Source organism: Paeniglutamicibacter quisquiliarum (assembly GCF_019084045.1).
Taxonomy (GTDB): domain Bacteria; phylum Actinomycetota; class Actinomycetes; order Actinomycetales; family Micrococcaceae; genus Paeniglutamicibacter; species Paeniglutamicibacter quisquiliarum.
The window spans coordinates 1-18,320 of the sequence record NZ_JAHRED010000006.1 but is presented as its reverse complement, the minus strand read 5'-3'; the positions used below and the strand labels follow the sequence as shown (position 1 = coordinate 18,320).

Below are 18,320 nucleotides of genomic sequence, written 5' to 3'. Positions count from 1 at the left end.
GCAAGCCGGCGCGCGCCCAGGACCCATGGCCCACGGCGCACACCGGCTTGGCGGTCGGGACTACCTGGAATCGGACCAGTCGTAGAAACCGCGACCGGTCTTGCGACCCAGGTGCCCCTGCTCCACCAGGTCCCGCAGGATCTGCGGCGGGGCAAAGCGGTCCCCCAGGGTCTCGTGCAGGTACTCGGCAATGCCCAGCCGCACGTCCAGGCCGACGATGTCGGTCGTCTTCAGGGGTCCGGTCGGGTGCTTGTAGCCCAGCACCATGGCGTTGTCGATGTCCTCGGCCGTGGCCACGCCCTCCTCCACCATGCGCATGGCCTCCAGGGCAATGGCGACTCCCAGGCGCGAGCTGGCGAACCCCGGGGCGTCGTTGACGACCACGGCGGTCTTGCCCAGGGCCTTGACCCAGCCGCGGGCCTTGTCGATGACCTCCGCGGCGCTCTGCTTGGCGATGACCACCTCGATCAGGGTCGAGGCGGGCACCGGGTTGAAGAAGTGCAGGCCCAGGAAGTTCGCCGGGCGTCGCAGTTCCGCGGCCAGGCCACTCATCGACAGCGAGGAGGTGTTCGAGGCGAGGATCGCGGTTTCGCCCAGGTTTTCCTCCACCTTTTGCAGCGAGGAAACCTTCAGCTCCCAGATCTCGGGAACCGCCTCGACGACCAGCTCGCGGTCGGTGAAAGCGGCGTAGTCCGTCGAAACGGCCAGCCGCGCGACGATCTGGTCGTGCGATTCGGCCACCTGGCCGCGGGCAATCGACTTGGCCACGGAGTCGGTGACGCGTTCAAGCGCCGCGCGCGCACTGTCCTGGTCGCGTTCCACGACGACGACGTGGGAGCCGTTCATCAGGAAGGCGTGGGCAATGCCTGCCCCCATGCGCCCGCCGCCCAGCACGCCGACCCTTGCGGGAAGTGCCGTCTCGATTTCACTCATTTGCTTTTCTTTCTGTCCAGGAAGGCCTGCATGCGATCAAATTTTGCCTGGGATTCAAAGAGCATTCCCTGGGCGAGCGTGTCAATGACCGGGTGGGCCTCGCGCGGGGCGTGGAAAACGCTCTTGGTGATGCGCACGGCCAACGCGTCCTGGGCACCGATGCGGTCGGCCAGGGCGGAGGCGGCGGCAAGCAGCTTGGTCCCGTCGACGAGTTCGGTGACGAGTCCGACGCGCAGGGCCTCCTCGCCCTTGAGCACCTTCCCGGCCAGCAGGATCTCCTTGGCGACAGGTTCGCCCACGAGTTCCTTCAGCCGCCAGGTGGCACCGGCGGCCGCCATGATGCCCAGCCCGGTTTCGGGGTTGCCCATGCGCAGCTCGGGTGTGCCGATGCGGAAGTCGGCGGCATATGCCAGCTCGGCCCCGCCGCCCAGCGCAAACCCGTCAAGGGCGGCGATCACCGGCATGGGCAGCTTCGCAAGCCTGTCGAAGATGCCCGAATTGATGCCGGCCAAGGCGTCGTCGCGGCGGCGCTCGCGCAACTGGGCGATGTCGGCGCCCGAGGCGAAGATGCCCTTGGTTCCGGTCTCCGGGTCGGCCGGGATCCCGGAGAGGATCAGGATCTTGGGGCTGGCCTCGAGGTAGGAGCAGACGGTGTGCAGCTCATCGACCATTAGCTGGTCGATCGCATTGCGGACCGCCGGGCGGTTCAGTTGTACGTTGAGCCTGTCCTCGCCCTCGGTGACCAACAGGGTCTGGAAGTCGGCCTGCTGCACGCCGGTCCCCATGCCCTAGACCCCCTCGATGAGCAGGGCCGCGCCCTGGCCGACGCCGACGCACATGGTGGCCAGGCCGAGCTTGGACCCGCCGTCCTTGGCTTCGCGTTCCAGGCGGCCGAGCAGGGTGATCACGATGCGCGAGCCGGAGGAGCCCAGCGGGTGGCCCAGCGCAATGGCTCCGCCGTCCCGGTTCACGATCTCCGGGTCCAGCCCGAGCTCGCGCATGGACGCCAGGGACTGCGAGGCGAACGCCTCGTTGAGTTCCACGGCGGCCAGGTCATCGACCGTGTAGCCGGATCGTTCCAGGACCTTGCGGCTGGAGGGGACCGGGCCCATGCCCATGATTTCCGGGGCCAGCCCGGCGGAGGCACCGTCGATGATGCGGGCGCGGGCAACAAGCCCGTACTTCTTGATGGCCGCCTCGGAGGCCACGATGATGGCCGAGGCACCGTCGTTGAGCGTGGAGGCGTTGCCGGCGGTGACCACGGTGCCGCCCTTCACGACCGGGCGCAGCTTCGAGAGGACTTCCATGGTGGTGCCGGGGCGCGGGCCCTCATCGGTGTCCACGACCGTCTCGCCCTTGCGGGTCTTCACGACCACCGGGACGATTTCGTCCGTGAAGTGCCCCGCCTCGATCGCGGCGATCGCGCGTTCGTGCGACTGCACGGCAAAGGCGTCGCAGTCCTCGCGGGAGGTGTTGTAGACCCGGGCGACTTCTTCGGCGGTTTCCGGCATGGAGAAGGTGGCCTTGCCGTCGCGGGAGAGCTCTCCGGAGAGGAACTCGGGGTTGGGGAAGCGCCAGCCAATGGAGGTGTCGTAGCTGGCACCCGGCTTGGCGAAGGCCTTGTCCGGCTTTTCCATGACCCACGGGGCGCGCGACATGGACTCGACGCCGCCGGCAACCACGATGTCCGCGGCACCGGCCTTGATCATGTGGCTGGCCATGGTGATGGCGCTCATCCCGGAGGCACAGAGGCGGTTGACGGTGATGCCCGGGACGGAGTCCTCGAAGCCGGCCAGCAGCCAGGCCATGCGGGCAACGTTGCGGTTTTCCTCGCCTGCGCCGTTGGCGTTGCCGAAGATGACCTCGTCCACGGCCGACGGGTCGACGCCCGCACGTTCGACTGCCGCCCGGATGGCCAGTGCGGCCAGGTCGTCGGGACGCACGCTGCTCAGCGATCCGCCGTATCGTCCCACCGGGGTGCGGGCTCCGCCCACCAAGTAAGCCTCGGTCATCACAACTCCTTTGTCATTTGGCACACGCCCGGCCCATCCCCGCCGGAAAACCGGCGGAAGGGACCCTGCAATGCTCCGTGGTTTGGCCCCGGCACCCGGCTCCTGACGGAGACGGAAGAATTACCGACCATTCGTTCACTAATACAATCCCATCATGCCACAAGCGGGGTCAACCTCCCGGGAAACAAACTTTTCGGGTTGACCCTGCCAAATCACTGCCGTATCGTCTTCCACTTGACCGACTCCGGGCCCTGCCTGGATCGTGGACCGTCACCGTCCGGGCCTTCAACATGGACTTGGGCGGGCATCCGGTCGACGGAAAGCTGAATAGCAAACGGAGCAGTAATGCAGCCGGAAAACAGCCAACCCAACCAACTGAATAAGACCACACCGGTGGCAGCCCAGACCACCAACCCGGTGGATTTCGGCGAAGACATCGGCCCGGACCTCTCCACCACCGCCGGCCGCAGCGAAATCCGCAAGGCAACTGCCGCCTCGGCCATGGGAAACCTCACCGAATGGTTTGATTACGGCGTCTATGCCGTGGCGGTCACCTACATTACGTTCCACTTTTTCCCCACCGAGGGCGGAACCCTCATGGCGCTGGGGACCTTCGCACTCTCGTTCCTGGTCAGGCCGCTCGGCGGCCTGGTTTGGGGACCGCTGGGCGACAAGCTGGGCCGCAAGCACATCCTGGCCCTCACCATCCTGATGATGTCCCTGGCAACCTTCTTCATCGGCATCCTGCCGACCTTCGAACAGGTCGGCATCCTGGCACCGATTCTGCTGGTGCTCCTGCGCATGGTCCAGGGCTTCTCCACCGGCGGGGAATACGGCGGCGCCGCAACATTCATGGCCGAGTACTCCCCCGACAAGAAGCGCGGCTTCTTCGGGTCGTTCCTGGAGTTCGGGACCCTCGGCGGCTTCGCCTTGGGCACGGCCGTGATGCTGGGCTTCCAGGTCGCGCTGAGCGACGAGGCAATGATGGACTGGGGCTGGCGCGTGCCGTTCATGATGGCCCTGCCCATGGGCCTGATTGGCCTCTACCTGCGAAACAAGCTGGAAGACACCCCTGTCTTCCAGGAACTCGAAGAGCGCGGCGAGGTCGAGGAATCAAGCTCGCTGCGCACGCTTATCCGCGGCTACTGGCGCCCGATGCTCATCATGAGCGGCCTGGTCATCGCCCTGAACGTCGTGAACTACACGCTGCTGAGCTACATGCCGACCTATCTCGAGGGCCAGCTGGGCCTTGACCCGAAGGCGTCACTGATGGTGATCCTGGTCGGCGAGGTCGCGATGATGGCCGTCATCCCCTTTGCCGGCTCGCTGTCGGACAAGGTGGGTCGAAAACCCCTGTGGTTCGCGTCGCTGATCGGCCTGTTTGTGCTGGCCCTGCCGCTGTTCTGGCTGATGGGCAGGAGTTTTCCGCTCGCGATCCTCGGCTTTGCGATCCTGGGCCTGCTCTACATCCCGCAGTTGGCCACCATCACGGCCACCTTCCCCGCCATGTTCCCGTCCCATGTCAGGTTTGCCGGCTTCGCCGTGACCTACAACGTGGCAACCGCGATCTTCGGCGGCACCGCGGCCATGGTCAACGAGGCGGTCATCAACGAGACCGACTTCCTGCTGTTCCCGGCCGTCTACATGATGGCGGCCTGTGCCATCGGCCTGGTGGCCACGCGGTACCTGCCCGAGACCGCCGGTGCCTCGCTGCGCGGAACCGAGCTTCCGGACGCCCACCAGACCGGCATCCTCGCCGACACGGACGAAGAGGCCCTCGCTCCCCGTTCCTAGGTTGGACCGGCCGCTTCCCCCCGGGGCAACGCGCTGGAAAAAACGGTGGGTGGGTGGTTCCCAAGACTTCCTTGGGAACCACCCACCCACCGTTTTTGCCGTTTTCGCTGCCCGGCGCGGACGAAGCCCTACGAGTAGAGCTCGCTCTTGGCGGTGTTGTGCTTGGCCTTCTGCCAGCCGATCCAGAGGCCGACGGCGATCAGCGGGATGCAGGCGATGGTGTACAGGCCCAGGTGGAAGACCTCGCCGTCGGGGCCGGTGAGCGTGTCAAAGCCGATGAGCACGGTGATGATCGCCAGGGCAATCAGGCCGGCCCAGCTGGTGTACGGGGAACCCGGCATCGGCAGGGAGGAGACCTCGCCGCGCTTTTTGCGCAACATCAACTGGCAGGCGAAGATCGAGGCCCAGGTGAACAGGACGCCGATCGAGGCGGTGTTCAGCGCAAGGTCGAAGGCGTAGGTCCCGCCGAGCCAGACGTTCAGGACGATGCCCACGAGGTAGACCCCGCCGATGGCCAGGATGCCGGCGTAGGGGACGTGGCGCTTGTTCATCCTGGTCAGCCACGCCGGGGCGTGGCCGTTGTTGGCCATGGCGCGGAAGATGCGGCCGATGGAGTACAGGCCCGAGTTGCAGGAGCTCAGTGCGGCGGTGATGACCACGAAGTTCATCACGCCGCCGATCCAGCCCCAGCCCAGCTGGTCGAAGACCGTGACGAACGGGCTTTCCCCCGCCTTGTACTGGTTCCACGGAACGATCATCGCCAGCAGCGTCACCGAGCCGACGTAGAAGACCACGATGCGCACCACGACGGCGCGGATTGCCGCCGGGACCTCCCTGGCAGGGTCCTCCATTTCGCCGGCGGTGATGCCGACCAGCTCGATGGCGTTGTAGGCGAAGATGACTGCGTTGAGCACGAGGATGGTGATCATGAAGCCGCGCGGGAACATTCCGCCGTCGCCGGCGAACAGGTTGGACACCGAGGCGTGGCCCTCGCCGACCTGGGCGTTGGTCACCACCAGGTAGGTGCCGATGCACAGGAAGAGCACGATCGCGGCGACCTTCAGGAAGGACGCCCAGAACTCGAACTCGGCAAACGCCTTGGCGCTAAAGAGGTTCACGGCCACCAGCAGGCCCAGCGCGCACAGCGCGGCGGCCTCCACCGGGACGCCCGGGAAGAAATAGGTGAAGTACAGGCCGATGGCGATGAGCTCGGCGATGCCGGTCATGGCCCAGTTCAGCACGTACATCCAGCCCGAGAGGAAGGCCCCCTTGGCGCCGAAGAGCTCACCGGCGTAGGAAACGAAGGAACCCGAGGACTGGCGGTACATGATCAGTTCGCCCAGTGCGCGCATCAGGAAGTACGCGATCAACCCGGCCATGGCGTAGGACAGGATCAGCGCCGGGCCGGTCGAGGCCAGGCGGCCGCCGGCCCCCATGAACAGGCCCACGCCGATCGCGCCGCCCATCGCGATCATCTGGACGTGCCTGCGGGTGAGGGTCTTATGGTACCCCTCGGAGGTCAGTTCCGGTTCCCCGGTGGCGACATGATGCTGGTGGTCTCGGACGTTGTGTGGTTCCAACGCGTGGCTCCTTTGGTGACTCGATCAACCCGCATCGGTAGCACGGGGAGGCACCCGTCTAGGCCCGTTGGGGGCGCCCGATCCAAACATTGGGCGGGGGTGGCAAGCCGCAAACTTACCGCACTTTGCCACCCAACATGAAGTCGGCAGAGGGGCCCGGGCGCACCCCGCGGCGGTGCCGCACGGCACCGACAAGGACACAGGTGCACTAGTGAGGAGGCAGTTTGATGCAACCCACACGCGGGCCCAAAACGCCACCATTAATTGTTGAACAGTTTGCGCGCCCGCGCCCGGCCCCGGGGATGCGGGAGCCGGGCACGCACCGCTTTCGCCCCCATGGCTCCCGAGCAGATAGCATTCAGGATGTGAGCACCGTTGATTCCGCACCCCAGTTGCCAGCCAAGGTTTCCGACATCTTCGACCCCGTGCAGTGGCGCGTCGTCGAGGGATTCGACCTCGAGGACATGACCTACCACCGCCAGGTCGAACGCGATTCCGCCGGCGCCGTCGTTCGCGACCTGCCCACCGTGCGCATCGCCTTCAACCGCCCCGAGGTCCGCAACGCGTTCCGCCCCGGAACCGTGGACGAGCTCTACCGCGTGATGGACCACGCGCGCATGAGCTCGGATGTGGCAACCGTCCTGCTCACCGGCAACGGCCCCTCGCCCAAGGACGGCGGGCATTCCTTCTGCTCCGGCGGGGACCAGCGCATCCGCGGCCGCGACGGCTACCGCTACGCCGAGGGCCAGACCGCCGACTCGATCGACCCGGCCCGCGCCGGTCGCCTGCACATCCTCGAGGTCCAGCGCCTGATGCGCACCATGCCCAAGGTAGTCATCGCCGTGGTCAACGGCTGGGCCGCCGGCGGCGGGCACTCGCTGCACGTGGTCTCGGACCTGACCATCGCCTCCCGCCAGCACGGCAGGTTCAAGCAGACCGACGCGACCGTCGGCTCCTTCGACGCCGGCTACGGCTCGGCGCTGCTGGCCCGCCAGGTCGGCCAGAAGACCGCACGGGCGATCTTCTTCCTCGCCCGCGAATACTCGGCCGAGGACATGGTGGCCATGGGAGCGGTCAACGAGGCGGTGGACCACGCCCGCCTCGAGGAGGTCGCCCTGGAGTACGCCGCCGACATCGCCAGGCAATCCCCGCAGGCCATCCGCATGCTCAAGTTCGCCTTCAACCTGGCAGACGACGGGCTGGCCGGCCAGCAGGTCTTCGCCGGCGAGGCCACCCGCATGGCCTACATGACCGACGAGGCCGTCGAGGGCCGCGACGCCTTCCTGGAGAAGCGCGACCCCGACTGGTCGCCGCACCCCTACTACTTCTAGGCCCAAGGAATCCAGCCGCCCATGAACCCCGATTCCGCGCTCGCCGCCCTGTCCGCCTCGCTCAACGGGGACGGACCGGCGGTGGAAATCCTGCCCGGTGCCACCAACAACGGCTATCTCGTGAACCCGGTGCCCGTCGCGGAGCTTGACGGGCTCCGGGACATCGCCGCGGTGGTGCGCACCTCGGGCTCCACCGGCACCCCGAAGCGCACCGCGCTGTCGGTCGAGGCCCTGGCCACCTCGTCCATGGCCACGGCCGAGTACCTGGGGTTCGAGGGCCAATGGCTGCTGGCCCTGCCCCTGCACTATGTGGCGGGGCTGGCGGTGCTCACGCGCAGCCTGTACGCGGGGACCCGGCCCTGGGCCATGGACCTGGACACCGGCTTCGACGCGGCCGGGTTCAACGAGGCAGCCTCCGCCCTGACCGATTCGCGGCGGCTCGTCTCCCTGGTTCCCACGCAGCTGCAGCGCCTGCTCACCGAGCCGACGGGGCAAACCCTGGCGACGCTCAAGCGCTTCGACGCGATCCTGCTTGGCGGGGCACGCGCCCCGCGGGCAGTGCTGGAGGAGGCGGCCAGGCATTCGCTCAAGCTCCACCTCACCTACGGCTCCAGCGAGACGGCCGGCGGCTGCGTCTACAACGCCCGCGCCCTGCCCGGGGTCCGGGTGAAGACCGTGGGGGGCAGGATCTGGCTGGGTGGGACCACCATCGCCTCGGGCTACCTCGGGAACCCCGAACTGACCTCCAGGCACTTCAGCGTCGACGACTCCGGCGTGCGCTGGTATGCGACCGACGACCTGGGCAGCTTCAACGACGGCGTGCTCTCGGTGACAGGACGCGCGGACGACGTGATCATCACCGGCGGGGTGAAGGTCTCCGCCGCCGAGGTCCAGCACGTCCTCGAAGCGGTTCCCGGGGTCGAGGCGGTGACAGTGGTCCCGGTGCCCGATGCACAGTGGGGCCAGCAGATCGGTGCCGCCTATGTGGGCAACTGCTCCCCGGAGGCCCTGGCCGACGCGGTGCGCCGGTCGCTCGGTGCGGTTGCGGTGCCCCGGCGGGTGCTCAACCTGCCGGCGTTGCCGCTGCTGCCCAACGGCAAGGTCGACCGGATGCAGCTCGCCTCGCGGCTGGCCGCGCCCTCGGACTGACCGGCCCGCGGCCCCGCCCGGGAGCCGGCGACACGCTCACCGCCCGGCCGGCATGCGGCCGGGGAAACCAGTTCTTCTGTCGTAACGTGGGAAACATCACTGGTCAGCGTCCATTTTCTGGCTGACCCCGCCGGATTCACACGAAGAGGTGTCAGTTCATGAGCAAAACCGCCGCACCGCAAGGTGGAACAGCAATCTCCCGGGCCATGCGGCCCGTCAACAACCTTGTCGAACGATTCATCCCCTCGGCCCTGGTCTTCGCGATTGCCCTGACCTTCATCGTCGCCGTCCTCGCGCTGCTGGTCACCGGGTCCAGCCCGCTGCTCATCGTGCAAAGCTGGGGAGACGGGCTCTCCGGGCTGCTGGCCTTCATCACCCAAATGGCGCTGGTGCTGATGCTCGGGTTCATCCTGGCCAACACCCGGCCCGTGCGCAGGCTCCTGCGCTTCCTGGGCCGCATCCCCAAGACCGCGCTCCAGGGCTACCTGTTCGTGTTCCTCGTGGCGGCCGTGGCATCCCTGGTCACCTGGGGGCTGGGGCTCGTGGTGGGCGGGCTGCTGGCGCGGGAGGTCGCCGCCCAGGGACGCGAACGCGGCATCCGCTTCCACTTCCCGATGCTCGTGGCCGCCGGATTCGCCGGGTTCGTCGTCTGGCACATGGGCTACTCCGGCTCCGGGCCGCTGACCGCCGCCACCCCTGACTCGTTCATAGCCAAGCAGCTCGGCGGCCCGCTGTCGACCTCGGAGACGACGTTCTCCTCGTGGAACATGATCGCCACCGTGGCCACCATCGTCCTGGTTGCCTTCTCCCTGTACCTGGTGGCCCCGCGCGGAAACGACAAGATCGTGGAACTGGCCACCGACGCCCGCGAGGGCCTGGTAGCCGTGGACGACGAGGTCAGCACGCCGGCGGACCGCCTGGACGCCAGCCGGCTGCCCACGCTGCTGCTGGGCGCAATGCTGCTGGCCTACCTGGCCATCCACTTCTCCACCGGCGGCACCCTGACCCTGGACATCGTCAACTGGTCCTTCCTGGCCCTGATCCTGCTGCTGGTGCGCAGTCCCTTCGAGCTGATGGCGCTGACCAAGCACGCGGCGTCGAACGTCGGCGAGATCCTGCTGCAGTTCCCGCTCTACGCCGGGATCCTGGGCATCATGACCGGCACCGGGCTGATCCAGGTGCTCTCGGACGTCTTCGTGTCGATTTCCACGCCGCAGACCTTCGGGGTGCTGGCGTTCCTCTCGGCCGGGCTGGTGAACTTCTTCGTCCCCTCCGGCGGCGGGCAGTTCGCCGTACAGGCGCCGATCATGCTCACGGCCGCCGCGGAGCTGGGCGTGGATCCGGCCATCCCGATCATGGCGGTTGCCTACGGCGACCAGTGGACCAACATGATCCAGCCGTTCTGGGCCCTGCCGCTGCTGGCCATCGCGGGATTGAAGATGCGCGACATCCTCGGTTACACCACGATCGTGCTGATCGCCTCCGGCATCGTTTTCGCCGCAACCCTGCTGGTTGTCTCGCTCTAGCGGCTCCCGCCTCCGCCGGCGGAATTTCTCCCCTGTCAACGGGCGGGAGAGAATGGGGACTGCAGGTTTTTGGAAGCAGCGAGAGGATTGATGGTGGCTACGATTGCCCAATGGGTTGCGGGCGCACGCTTGCGGACCCTGCCCATTGTGATTGCCCCGGTGATTATCGGCACGGCGGCCGCCGTGGACGTCACGGGAAAGCTCGCCTGGCTCGAGGCCCTGCTGGCCCTGGTGGTGGGGCTGTTGCTCCAGATCGGGGTGAACTACTCGAACGACTATTCCGACGGGATCCGCGGCACCGACGACGTCCGGGTGGGCCCGCTGCGGCTGACCGGATCGGGACTGGCCAAGCCGCATGCGGTCCGCAACGCCGCCTTCGCCTGCTTCGGCCTCGCGGGCATCGCCGGAGCGTTCCTGGTCGTGTACACCGCCTCCTGGCCGCTGCTGCTGGTCGGCGTCGCGGCAATCGCTGCGGCATGGGGCTACACCGGCGGCAAGAACCCCTACGGCTACCGGGGGCTGGGCGAGGTCTTCGTGTTCATCTTCTTCGGCCTCGTGGCCACCCTGGGAACCACCTACACCCAGGCGCACCAGCTCACGCTTCCGGCATACCTCGGGGCAGTGGGGACCGGGCTCATCGCCACCGCACTGCTGATGGCCAACAACATCCGCGACATCCCCACCGACAGGGACGTCGGCAAGATGACGCTCGCCGTGCGGCTGGGCGATCCCGCCGCACGCATCAGCTACGTGATGATGCTCGCCCTTGCCATCCTGTTGCCGCTGGTCATGGTGTCGACGCACCCCTGGATGTGGCTGATCCTGCTCACCGTGCCGCTGGGCCTGGCGCCTTGCTGGACCGTGTTGCGCAACCACGAACCGGGGGCCCTGATCCCGGTGCTCAAGCAGACCGGCATCATCAACCTGGCCTACGCTGCGCTGTTCACCGTCGCCATCGTGATGGAGAAGGCTCTGGCCTGATCCCCTGGGGAGCCGGCCGGCTCCCCTCCCCGTCCCGGCAACAGGCCCTGCCGCGAATGCGGCAGGGCCTGTTGCATACCGCCGGCCGGAGCGTGTGAATGCCTGCCGTCAGGCCCAGGTGGTCGGCCTGCGGAAGGCACGGCCCCTCAGGAAGGCCGCGGCCCTGCCGATGGCCGCGCAGGCACCCAGCACTGCCCAGAAGGCGAGCGGGTGTGGTTCCACGATCTCGGCGTACCGGATCAACAGGCCCGCCGGCAGCAAGGTGAAGAAGACGAAGAACGCCGCCACATGCAGCCAGGGAACCTGCACCCTGCGCAGCAGCCGGTCCAGCAGCAGTGCCAGCGGGAGCCCGGCCAACAGCGCCACGGCCAGGCTCGCCACGGCAAACAACGGCCAGAAATCGACATGGTCCAGCTGCCCGCTGTAATGCTCGTCCGACCTCGCATCCCAGTGCACGGCCAGCGCCAGGGCCAGGCCAAGCCAAAGTCCAACCGTGACAATCCAGCCCTTCCCGACGGCATACCAGTCAAGGGAAGAGCGGGCCCGTTTGGAGCCCTTGGGTTGGTGCTTGACGTCCATCGGAAAATCGCCTCTCGGGAGCTGGTTCGGCGGAGGAACCGCAACCAGGGGGCCGGGCTGCGGTGGTGCCGGGCATTATTTCATCGTAGCCGTGACGTCGTTCCGGTGGACCAGCCAGGTCCGTGCCCGCCACATCCGCCACGGCCACGGCGGGGCGATGCCTGCAACATGTCTGCGGGCATCGCCCCGCGCTAGGGCCGGGTGGCGCGCTCCAGCAATTCCAGCACGTGTTCGTAGGGCTGTTCCGTCGCCCGGGTCATGCCCAGCTCGCAGGTCCGGTTGCACGAGGCATGCGCGGTCGCGCCGAAGGCACGGACCTCGGCGGCCTGCACCTCGGTGGCCGAGGCGGTGAGCTCGGGGTGCAGCATCCCGCGGTCCCCGGCGAACGCGCAGCACCCCCAGTTCTCCGGGATCTGCACCGTCTCGGCCACGGCCTCGGCGACGGTGTGCAGCGCCGGGTTCAGCCCCATGCGCGTGGAGGAGCATGTCGGGTGCAACGCCAGGGAGGCCACCTTCCGCCCCTCGGGCAGCAGCGGCAGGATGTGTTCGGCGGTGTAGTCCACCACGTCGATGATCCGCAGCGGCTTGCCGCCCGCCGGGATCTCTTCGGCTTCGATGCTGTGGCGCAGGCCCTCGGTGCACGAGGAGGCATCGCAGAGGATCGGAAGCTCGCCGTTGCGGCTGGCGGCGCGCAGGGCCACGACGGTGCGCTCCCGAATGGACGCATGTCCCGTTTCCATCCCCTTGGAGGACCACGGGGTGCCGCAGCACAGCGAGTCGATGCCCTCGGGGACCAGCAGTTCAACACCGACCCGTTGGGCCAGGGCGCCGAAGCTTTCCTGGATCCCGGCCTGCGACGGGTCCGCGGGCCCGAACATGGTGTTCACGCAGGCGGGGAAGTAGACCGCCACCGGGTCGCCGGCCGGTGCCGGGCGTGCGCGCTTGGTGCCTCCGGCGGGAAGCTCGGCTGAATACAGCGGCAGCGTGTCTTCCCCCAGCACCGTGCGGCCGACCTTGTTGGCGCCGAGCACCAGCGGCAGCGGCACCTTGTCCGCGACGCCCAGCAGCTTGCCTGCCCCCTGTGTCACCGCCGACCAGTGCTGCGCCGCGGCGCCCCAGACGGCCCCTTCGACCTTGTTGGCGTTCTTGGCGCGCAACTTTTTCACCAGGGTGCCGGTGTTGATGTCCACCGGGCAGGCGGTTTGGCACATGCCGTCCACCGCGCAGGTGTCGAGAGACTCGTAGGAGTAGTCCTGCTCCAGTTCGGCGACCAGCTTGGTGTCGCCTGCCAGCCGTGCGGTCTCGATGGCGCGCAGCGTGACGATGCGTTGGCGCGGGGTCAGTGTCAGGTTCCGCGAGGGACACACCGGCTCGCAGTAGCCGCAGGCCACGCAGCGGTCGACTTCCGGGTCCACGGCCGGGGTGACCTTGATGTGGCGCAGGTGGGCCTGCGGGTCCTCGTCCAGGATGACCCCGGGGTTCAGCAGCCCGGCGGGATCCAGCAGCGTCTTGAGCTCGCGCATGACGCAGTAGAGCTCGTCGCCGTATTGGCGGCGCACGTAGGGAGCCATGACCCTGCCGGTGCCGTGTTCGGCCTTGAGCGATCCGCCCTCCCCGAGCACCAGGTCGACCATGTCCTCGGTGAATGCCGAATAGCGCCGGATCTGGTCCGTGGTGTGGAATCCGTCGGTGAGCATGAAGTGGACGTTGCCGTCCTTGGCGTGGCCGAAGATGACGGAGTTTTCGTAGCCGTACCGGTCGAAGAGCACCGAAAGCTCGGCGCAGGTCCTGGCCAGGGCGGGAACCGGAACGACCACGTCTTCGAGCAGGGCCGTCGTCCCCTGCGTTCGGGCGCCTGCCACGGAGGCATAGAGTCCCTTGCGCAGTTTCCACAATTGGGCGCGGATCTTGGCGTCCGGGCTGAATTGCGCCGGAGCACTGAGCTTGAGAGAGTTGGCCAGCGACATTCCCCGCGCCTGGCGATCGGCCAACTCTTCGGCGCTTGTTGCCGTGTATTCGACCAAAAGCGCGGCATGCGATTGCACCGTGAGGTCACTGACAATTTGCGGCGTTCCTGGCAGGCTCTGCCCGACCCTCAGCGAAAGCGAATCCATGAGTTCCACGGTCGCGGCGCCGGATTCGACCAGTGCCTCGAGGGACTCGTTGGCCGAGAACAGGTCGTCGAAGACCATCAGCGACGTGGTGACGTGCTTGTGCACCGGCAGCGTCCGGAACGTCGCCTCCGCGACGAAACCAAGTGTTCCCTCGGAACCGACGATGAGGTGTGCCAGCACCTGGGCGGGATCCTGGTGGTCGAGGAACGAGTTCAGTCCGTAGCCCATGGTGTTCTTCATGGAGAATTGGTGCTTGATGGTTGCCACCGACTCGGCGTTGGTGCGCACCCGCTTGGCCAGGCGTTCGAGGCCTTCGAAAAGATCCGGTTCCAGCGACCGCAGTTTCTCGTTGGCGTCGGCCTCGCCGGTGTCCACCACGGTTCCGCTGGTCAGCACGATGACGAGGGACTCGAGGGTCCGGTAGACGTTGTCGACGGTTCCGCAGTGCATTCCCGAGGAATTGTTGGCCACCACGCCGCCAACGGTGCAGGCAGCCTCGGAGGCCGGATCCGGCCCGAACTTGCGCCCGTAAAGCGCCAGCCGCGCATTCAGCGCCCGCACCGTGACCCCGGGCTGGACGCGCACCCGTTCGCCGTTGTCCAGGACCTCGATGTCCTTGAAGTTCTTGCGCACGTCGACCAGCAGCGAGTCGGTGACCCCCTGTCCCGAGAGCGAGGTCCCGCCCGAACGGAACGTCAGCGGAAGGTTGAGTTCGGCACTGGCCCTGAGCAGGGCGCCGACCTCGGCGGCATTGTTCGGGATCGCCACGGCCCGCGGCGTCAGCAGGAAGTGGGAGGCGTCGTTGGCATAGGCGTGCAGGTCGATGGCGCGTTCGGTGAGCTGGTTGTCATGGCTTAGTGCACTGCGCAGCGTTGAAATCAAGGTATGGCTCTTCCGTTCCATCGGATAAGAATACGCCGGCAAATGTGCCAAGCCCCTGGGACCCGAAACGTACCAACTCGAATATTGTCTAACAAGTACACTTGTCATTCAAGCCGTGTTCGAGAATATCTGTCAGGATTAATGTCCCGGTTGCCCGCAAGTCAAAGGATCCGCCCGCATGAGTCAACGCGTCACCGCCCTGTCCATCATTGACGCAATCGTCGCGGACCTGCGTCGGCGGATCTACCAGGGCGAGCTCACACAGGGCGCTGCCCTGACCGAAGCGGAGGTGGCCGCGAACTATGACGTCGCCAGGCCAACCGCCAAGGCCGCCATCGAGCGGCTGGTATCGGAATCACTCCTGGAGCGCGGCGCCCACAAAACTGCGCGCGTCAAGACATTGGGCGCCGATTCGGTCAGGGACATCTATTTCGCCCGGGCGTACCTGGAATCCGAGGTGGTGCGACGCCTGGCCAGGAACACCACCGTCCCGCCGGCGGCTGTCAGCGCGAATGCCGAGATCACCGCCCGCACGTCGCGGCCGGCCACGGACATCATCGAACCAGACATGATGTTTCACACCGCTTTGGTCGACGCCATGCAAAACAAGCGGACCAGCGCGATGTACCGGTCATTATTGGGCGAGGTCAGGCTCTGCATGACCCGCGTACAGTCACTGGAGCTACTCGACACCGCCCAGATCGCCGCCGAGCATGCCGCCATCCTGGAAAGGATCGCGGCAGGCGATCCCGAGGGGGCGGCCAACGTGTTGGATGGCCATCTGGCCCACGCCCGGGAGCTGCTGGCGGCGCAGCTCGAAGCGGCTTCCGGCTAGGGGCCGGGACGGCGCAAGACAGGCGATAATGCCACGGGGCCTTGCGTTGGACGCGGCCGCGTGTAACGCACGGCCCCCGGTCGCGCTGATGCGAAAAGTTACTTCTCGCCGTCCAGGAAACGGTCTTCCGCAGCCTCATCGTCCAAGTCTTGCTTGGACTTCTTGGGCCCCTTGGAGTTGAACATTTTTTGCACGTCGGTGTTGGCCGCCAGGCGCAATTTGTTCAGGAAAAGGTAGCTCAGCGCAAAGGCGATCAACAATGCGACCAGGCCCGCAGTGAAAATGGGCCAGCGCAGGAGAACTACGAGTGGAAGGAATACTACGAAGAACAGGGCCAGCCGAATCACGGTGTACTTGAAGAACTGCACCCATACAGTCTAGACGCAGCCAGAACTCAGATAAATTCACTAGACTGTCTCTATGGTCAGGAACTTTATTTTTTTGGCATTGGTTGCACTGGCGGTAACCATCTATGCCTTGATCGAATGCGTGCGTACGCCTCCGCACGAGGTCCGTTCGCTGCCCAAGGCCGGCTGGGTGGCCGCGATCGTCTTGCTTCCGCTGATCGGGGCCGGGCTGTGGTTCTGGCTGGGTCGGCCCAAGAATACTTCCGATGCGCGAGCGACAGAGTCGCGACAGGGCGCCACGGGTGCCCCGGACGACGATCCGGAGTTCCTTCGCAAGCTGGAGCGGCAGCGTCGCAACAAGGCGCGTGAGGATGAATTGCGCCGCAAGGAAGCCGAGTTGGAGGCCCTGGAGCGCAAATTGCGCGAAGAAGGCAAACCCGGCGACAAGCCCCGTGACGAAGGTGGCAACCCCACGGAAGACACACCGCGGCATACGCCGTAGGTAAAAAGCCCACCGGCAATGCCCCATGGTTGGGTGGGCCACGGACTCCGTGGCCCACCCAACCATTTTTTAATCGCCCTTGACGTTGATGATCTGGCGCAGCTTGTGCCGCACCCGCACCAGCTCGGCCGCATCTTCCATGACCTGGTCAATGGGCTTGTAGGCGCCGGGGATCTCGTCTAGGAAGGCATCCGTGTCGCGGTACTCGATCCCCGCCATAGCTTCGCGCAACTGCTCGAGGGTGAAGGCCTTGCGTGCCGCCGAGCGCGAATACTCGCGACCGGCGCCGTGCGGAGAGGAGTCCAGGGCAACGGGGTTGCCCTTCCCCACGACCACGTATGAGGCGGTGCCCATCGATCCCGGAATCAGTCCATGGTCGCCTTCACGGGCACGGATGGCGCCCTTCCGGGAGAGCCACACCGATTTGCCGAAGTGGGTCTCCTTTTCCGTGAAGTTGTGGTGGCAGTTGATCCGTTCAAGTTCCCGCACCTCTCCGCCGACCCATTCGCCGAACTGGCGGATGACACGGTCCATCATTTCCTCGCGGTTGAGCAGCGCAAAATGCTGGGCCCACCGCAATTCCCGGATGTACGCAGCAAACTCGTCGGTTCCCTCCACCAGGTAGGCAAGGTCCGGGTCCGGAAGATTGATCCAGTACCTCTTGGCCACCTGCTGGGCCACCTTGATGTGCTTGGAAGCGATCTTGTTGCCGATCCCCCGGGAACCGGAATGCAGGAACAGCCAGACGTTCTCATCCTCGTCCAGGGAGACCTCGATGAAGTGGTTACCGGAACCGAGGGTTCCCAGCTGAAGTTCCCAGTTCCCCGCATAGCTCCCCGGATCGAACCCGGCCTCAGCCGCAAGCGCCTTCAACTCGGCGATCCTGGGTGCGGCCGTGGCCACGACCTTTCGGTTGTACCTGCCGGCGGAGAGGGGAATCGCGCGTTCGATGTCCTCGCGCAGCGGCTTGCGGTCCGTGGGGAGCTGGTGCGCGCCGTACTGTGTTTTCACAGCGATCATGCCGCACCCGATATCCACGCCAACGGCGGCCGGAATGATGGCCCCGAGGGTGGGGATCACCGAGCCGACGGTGGCCCCCTTACCGAGGTGCGCATCCGGCATCAGGGCGAGGTGAGGGAAGACGAAGGGCATCTTCGAGGCGGTGATTGCCTGCTCACGGGTCTTCTCGTCCAAGATGGACGCCCAGTTCTTGAGCCGGCTGTTGATGGTCTCCACGAATTCTCTTTCTGCTTGGCTTGTTCCGGCCTGAAGACTCAGGGCGGGTCGAAAGATTCGGGGAAACGATCGGATCCAAAAAAGAAACCCCGAACCGGTGCGGTTGCGGGGTTTTGTGTCCTGCTGGCGTGCAGGGATCTACAAACGGGGCAACCGACGGACTTCTTCTTGCTTTTGCTGGCCAGCAAAAACGCGCAGGGAAAGAACACTGGGCTTAATCATTTTCAGATTCGGCATGGTCCTCTTCCCTTCGTTCCGGAGCGGTTCCCGCGGGCGGGATCGTTGGTGTGCCGACCACCATCGATGGTCGACAAGTGCCGAGCCTAGCAGCCGAAATTGGATTTGGGCAAGGAATCGTCTTCATGCCATTTCGGGCACCGCGGCAAGATGGCGCGACGGGCGGGTGCCTTCGAAGGAGAATTTTAATTTCGCCCGGCAACGACTTTGGCGCCCCGGCTCGAGCCCGCGGAGCTCTATGTCGAACCGATCGACGACACGTCTGCCGGTCCCCCGACTTTG

15 protein-coding genes are annotated in these 18,320 nt (G+C 66.2%); 7 read left to right on the top strand and 8 right to left on the bottom strand.

Annotated features, from left to right (window positions below; genetic code table 11):
• Nucleotides 1-60: 60 nt before the first annotated feature.
• From KRR55_RS11760 to KRR55_RS11750, 3 genes are read right to left on the bottom strand one after another with little or no spacing between them, the layout of a single operon-like run.
• Nucleotides 61-933, bottom strand: a complete 873-nt coding sequence (locus KRR55_RS11760; protein ID WP_217389291.1) for a 3-hydroxyacyl-CoA dehydrogenase family protein — start codon at nucleotides 931-933, stop codon at nucleotides 61-63.
• Complete coding sequence (locus tag KRR55_RS11755) at nucleotides 930-1,718, bottom strand: enoyl-CoA hydratase/isomerase family protein (RefSeq protein ID WP_217389290.1); 789 nt, start codon at nucleotides 1,716-1,718, stop codon at nucleotides 930-932. Before KRR55_RS11755 ends, KRR55_RS11760 begins: the two co-directional genes overlap by 4 nt.
• 3 nt (nucleotides 1,719-1,721) lie before the next feature.
• Nucleotides 1,722-2,945, bottom strand: a complete 1,224-nt coding sequence (locus tag KRR55_RS11750) for a thiolase family protein (RefSeq protein WP_217389289.1) — start codon at nucleotides 2,943-2,945, stop codon at nucleotides 1,722-1,724.
• A gap of 345 nt (nucleotides 2,946-3,290) precedes the next feature.
• On the opposite strand from KRR55_RS11750, the gene KRR55_RS11745 reads away from it, so the two are divergent.
• Nucleotides 3,291-4,739, top strand: a complete 1,449-nt coding sequence (locus tag KRR55_RS11745; protein ID WP_217389288.1) for an MFS transporter — start codon at nucleotides 3,291-3,293, stop codon at nucleotides 4,737-4,739.
• Between the two features lie 128 nt (nucleotides 4,740-4,867).
• Here the strand turns inward: KRR55_RS11745 and KRR55_RS11740 are convergent, their stop codons facing one another.
• Entirely contained in the window at nucleotides 4,868-6,319 is a 1,452-nt protein-coding gene (locus KRR55_RS11740) for an amino acid permease (protein WP_254456142.1), read from the bottom strand.
• A 365-nt stretch (nucleotides 6,320-6,684) separates the two neighbouring features.
• Between KRR55_RS11740 and KRR55_RS11735 the strand changes: the two genes are divergently transcribed.
• The 4 genes from KRR55_RS11735 to KRR55_RS11720 all read left to right on the top strand — a co-directional run bounded on the left by KRR55_RS11735 (nucleotide 6,685) and on the right by KRR55_RS11720 (nucleotide 11,306).
• Nucleotides 6,685-7,650, top strand: a complete 966-nt coding sequence (locus tag KRR55_RS11735; protein ID WP_217389287.1) for a 1,4-dihydroxy-2-naphthoyl-CoA synthase — start codon at nucleotides 6,685-6,687, stop codon at nucleotides 7,648-7,650.
• Nucleotides 7,651-7,671: 21 nt separating this feature from the next.
• Entirely contained in the window at nucleotides 7,672-8,799 is a 1,128-nt protein-coding gene (locus KRR55_RS11730; RefSeq protein WP_217389286.1) for an AMP-binding protein, read from the top strand.
• A gap of 158 nt (nucleotides 8,800-8,957) precedes the next feature.
• A complete protein-coding gene (locus KRR55_RS11725; protein ID WP_217389285.1) occupies nucleotides 8,958-10,325 on the top strand; it encodes a short-chain fatty acid transporter in 1,368 nt (455 codons plus the stop codon).
• A gap of 93 nt (nucleotides 10,326-10,418) precedes the next feature.
• A complete protein-coding gene (locus KRR55_RS11720; protein ID WP_217389284.1) occupies nucleotides 10,419-11,306 on the top strand; it encodes a 1,4-dihydroxy-2-naphthoate polyprenyltransferase in 888 nt (295 codons plus the stop codon).
• A 108-nt stretch (nucleotides 11,307-11,414) separates the two neighbouring features.
• Here KRR55_RS11720 and KRR55_RS11715 read toward each other — a convergent pair whose 3' ends face one another.
• Nucleotides 11,415-11,885 (bottom strand): hypothetical protein, encoded by a 471-nt coding sequence (locus KRR55_RS11715; RefSeq protein WP_217389283.1) that lies wholly within the window; start codon nucleotides 11,883-11,885, stop codon nucleotides 11,415-11,417.
• A gap of 191 nt (nucleotides 11,886-12,076) precedes the next feature.
• Entirely contained in the window at nucleotides 12,077-14,902 is a 2,826-nt protein-coding gene (locus KRR55_RS11710; RefSeq protein WP_217389282.1) for an FAD-binding and (Fe-S)-binding domain-containing protein, read from the bottom strand.
• A 157-nt stretch (nucleotides 14,903-15,059) separates the two neighbouring features.
• Between KRR55_RS11710 and KRR55_RS11705 the strand changes: the two genes are divergently transcribed.
• Entirely contained in the window at nucleotides 15,060-15,716 is a 657-nt protein-coding gene (locus KRR55_RS11705) for a GntR family transcriptional regulator (protein ID WP_217389281.1), read from the top strand.
• A 98-nt stretch (nucleotides 15,717-15,814) separates the two neighbouring features.
• Here KRR55_RS11705 and KRR55_RS11700 read toward each other — a convergent pair whose 3' ends face one another.
• Complete coding sequence (locus tag KRR55_RS11700; protein WP_217389280.1) at nucleotides 15,815-16,084, bottom strand: DUF4229 domain-containing protein; 270 nt, start codon at nucleotides 16,082-16,084, stop codon at nucleotides 15,815-15,817.
• A gap of 52 nt (nucleotides 16,085-16,136) precedes the next feature.
• On the opposite strand from KRR55_RS11700, the gene KRR55_RS11695 reads away from it, so the two are divergent.
• The gene (locus KRR55_RS11695) at nucleotides 16,137-16,565 is read left to right on the top strand and encodes a PLDc N-terminal domain-containing protein (protein WP_217389279.1); all 429 of its coding nucleotides are present in this window, start codon (nucleotides 16,137-16,139) and stop codon (nucleotides 16,563-16,565) included.
• 69 nt (nucleotides 16,566-16,634) lie between these two features.
• Here the strand turns inward: KRR55_RS11695 and KRR55_RS11690 are convergent, their stop codons facing one another.
• Nucleotides 16,635-17,801 carry an RtcB family protein gene (locus KRR55_RS11690; protein ID WP_217389278.1) on the bottom strand — a complete coding sequence of 389 codons (1,167 nt, stop codon included), beginning with the start codon at nucleotides 17,799-17,801 and terminating at the stop codon, nucleotides 16,635-16,637.
• Between the last annotated feature and the right edge of the window lie 519 nt (nucleotides 17,802-18,320).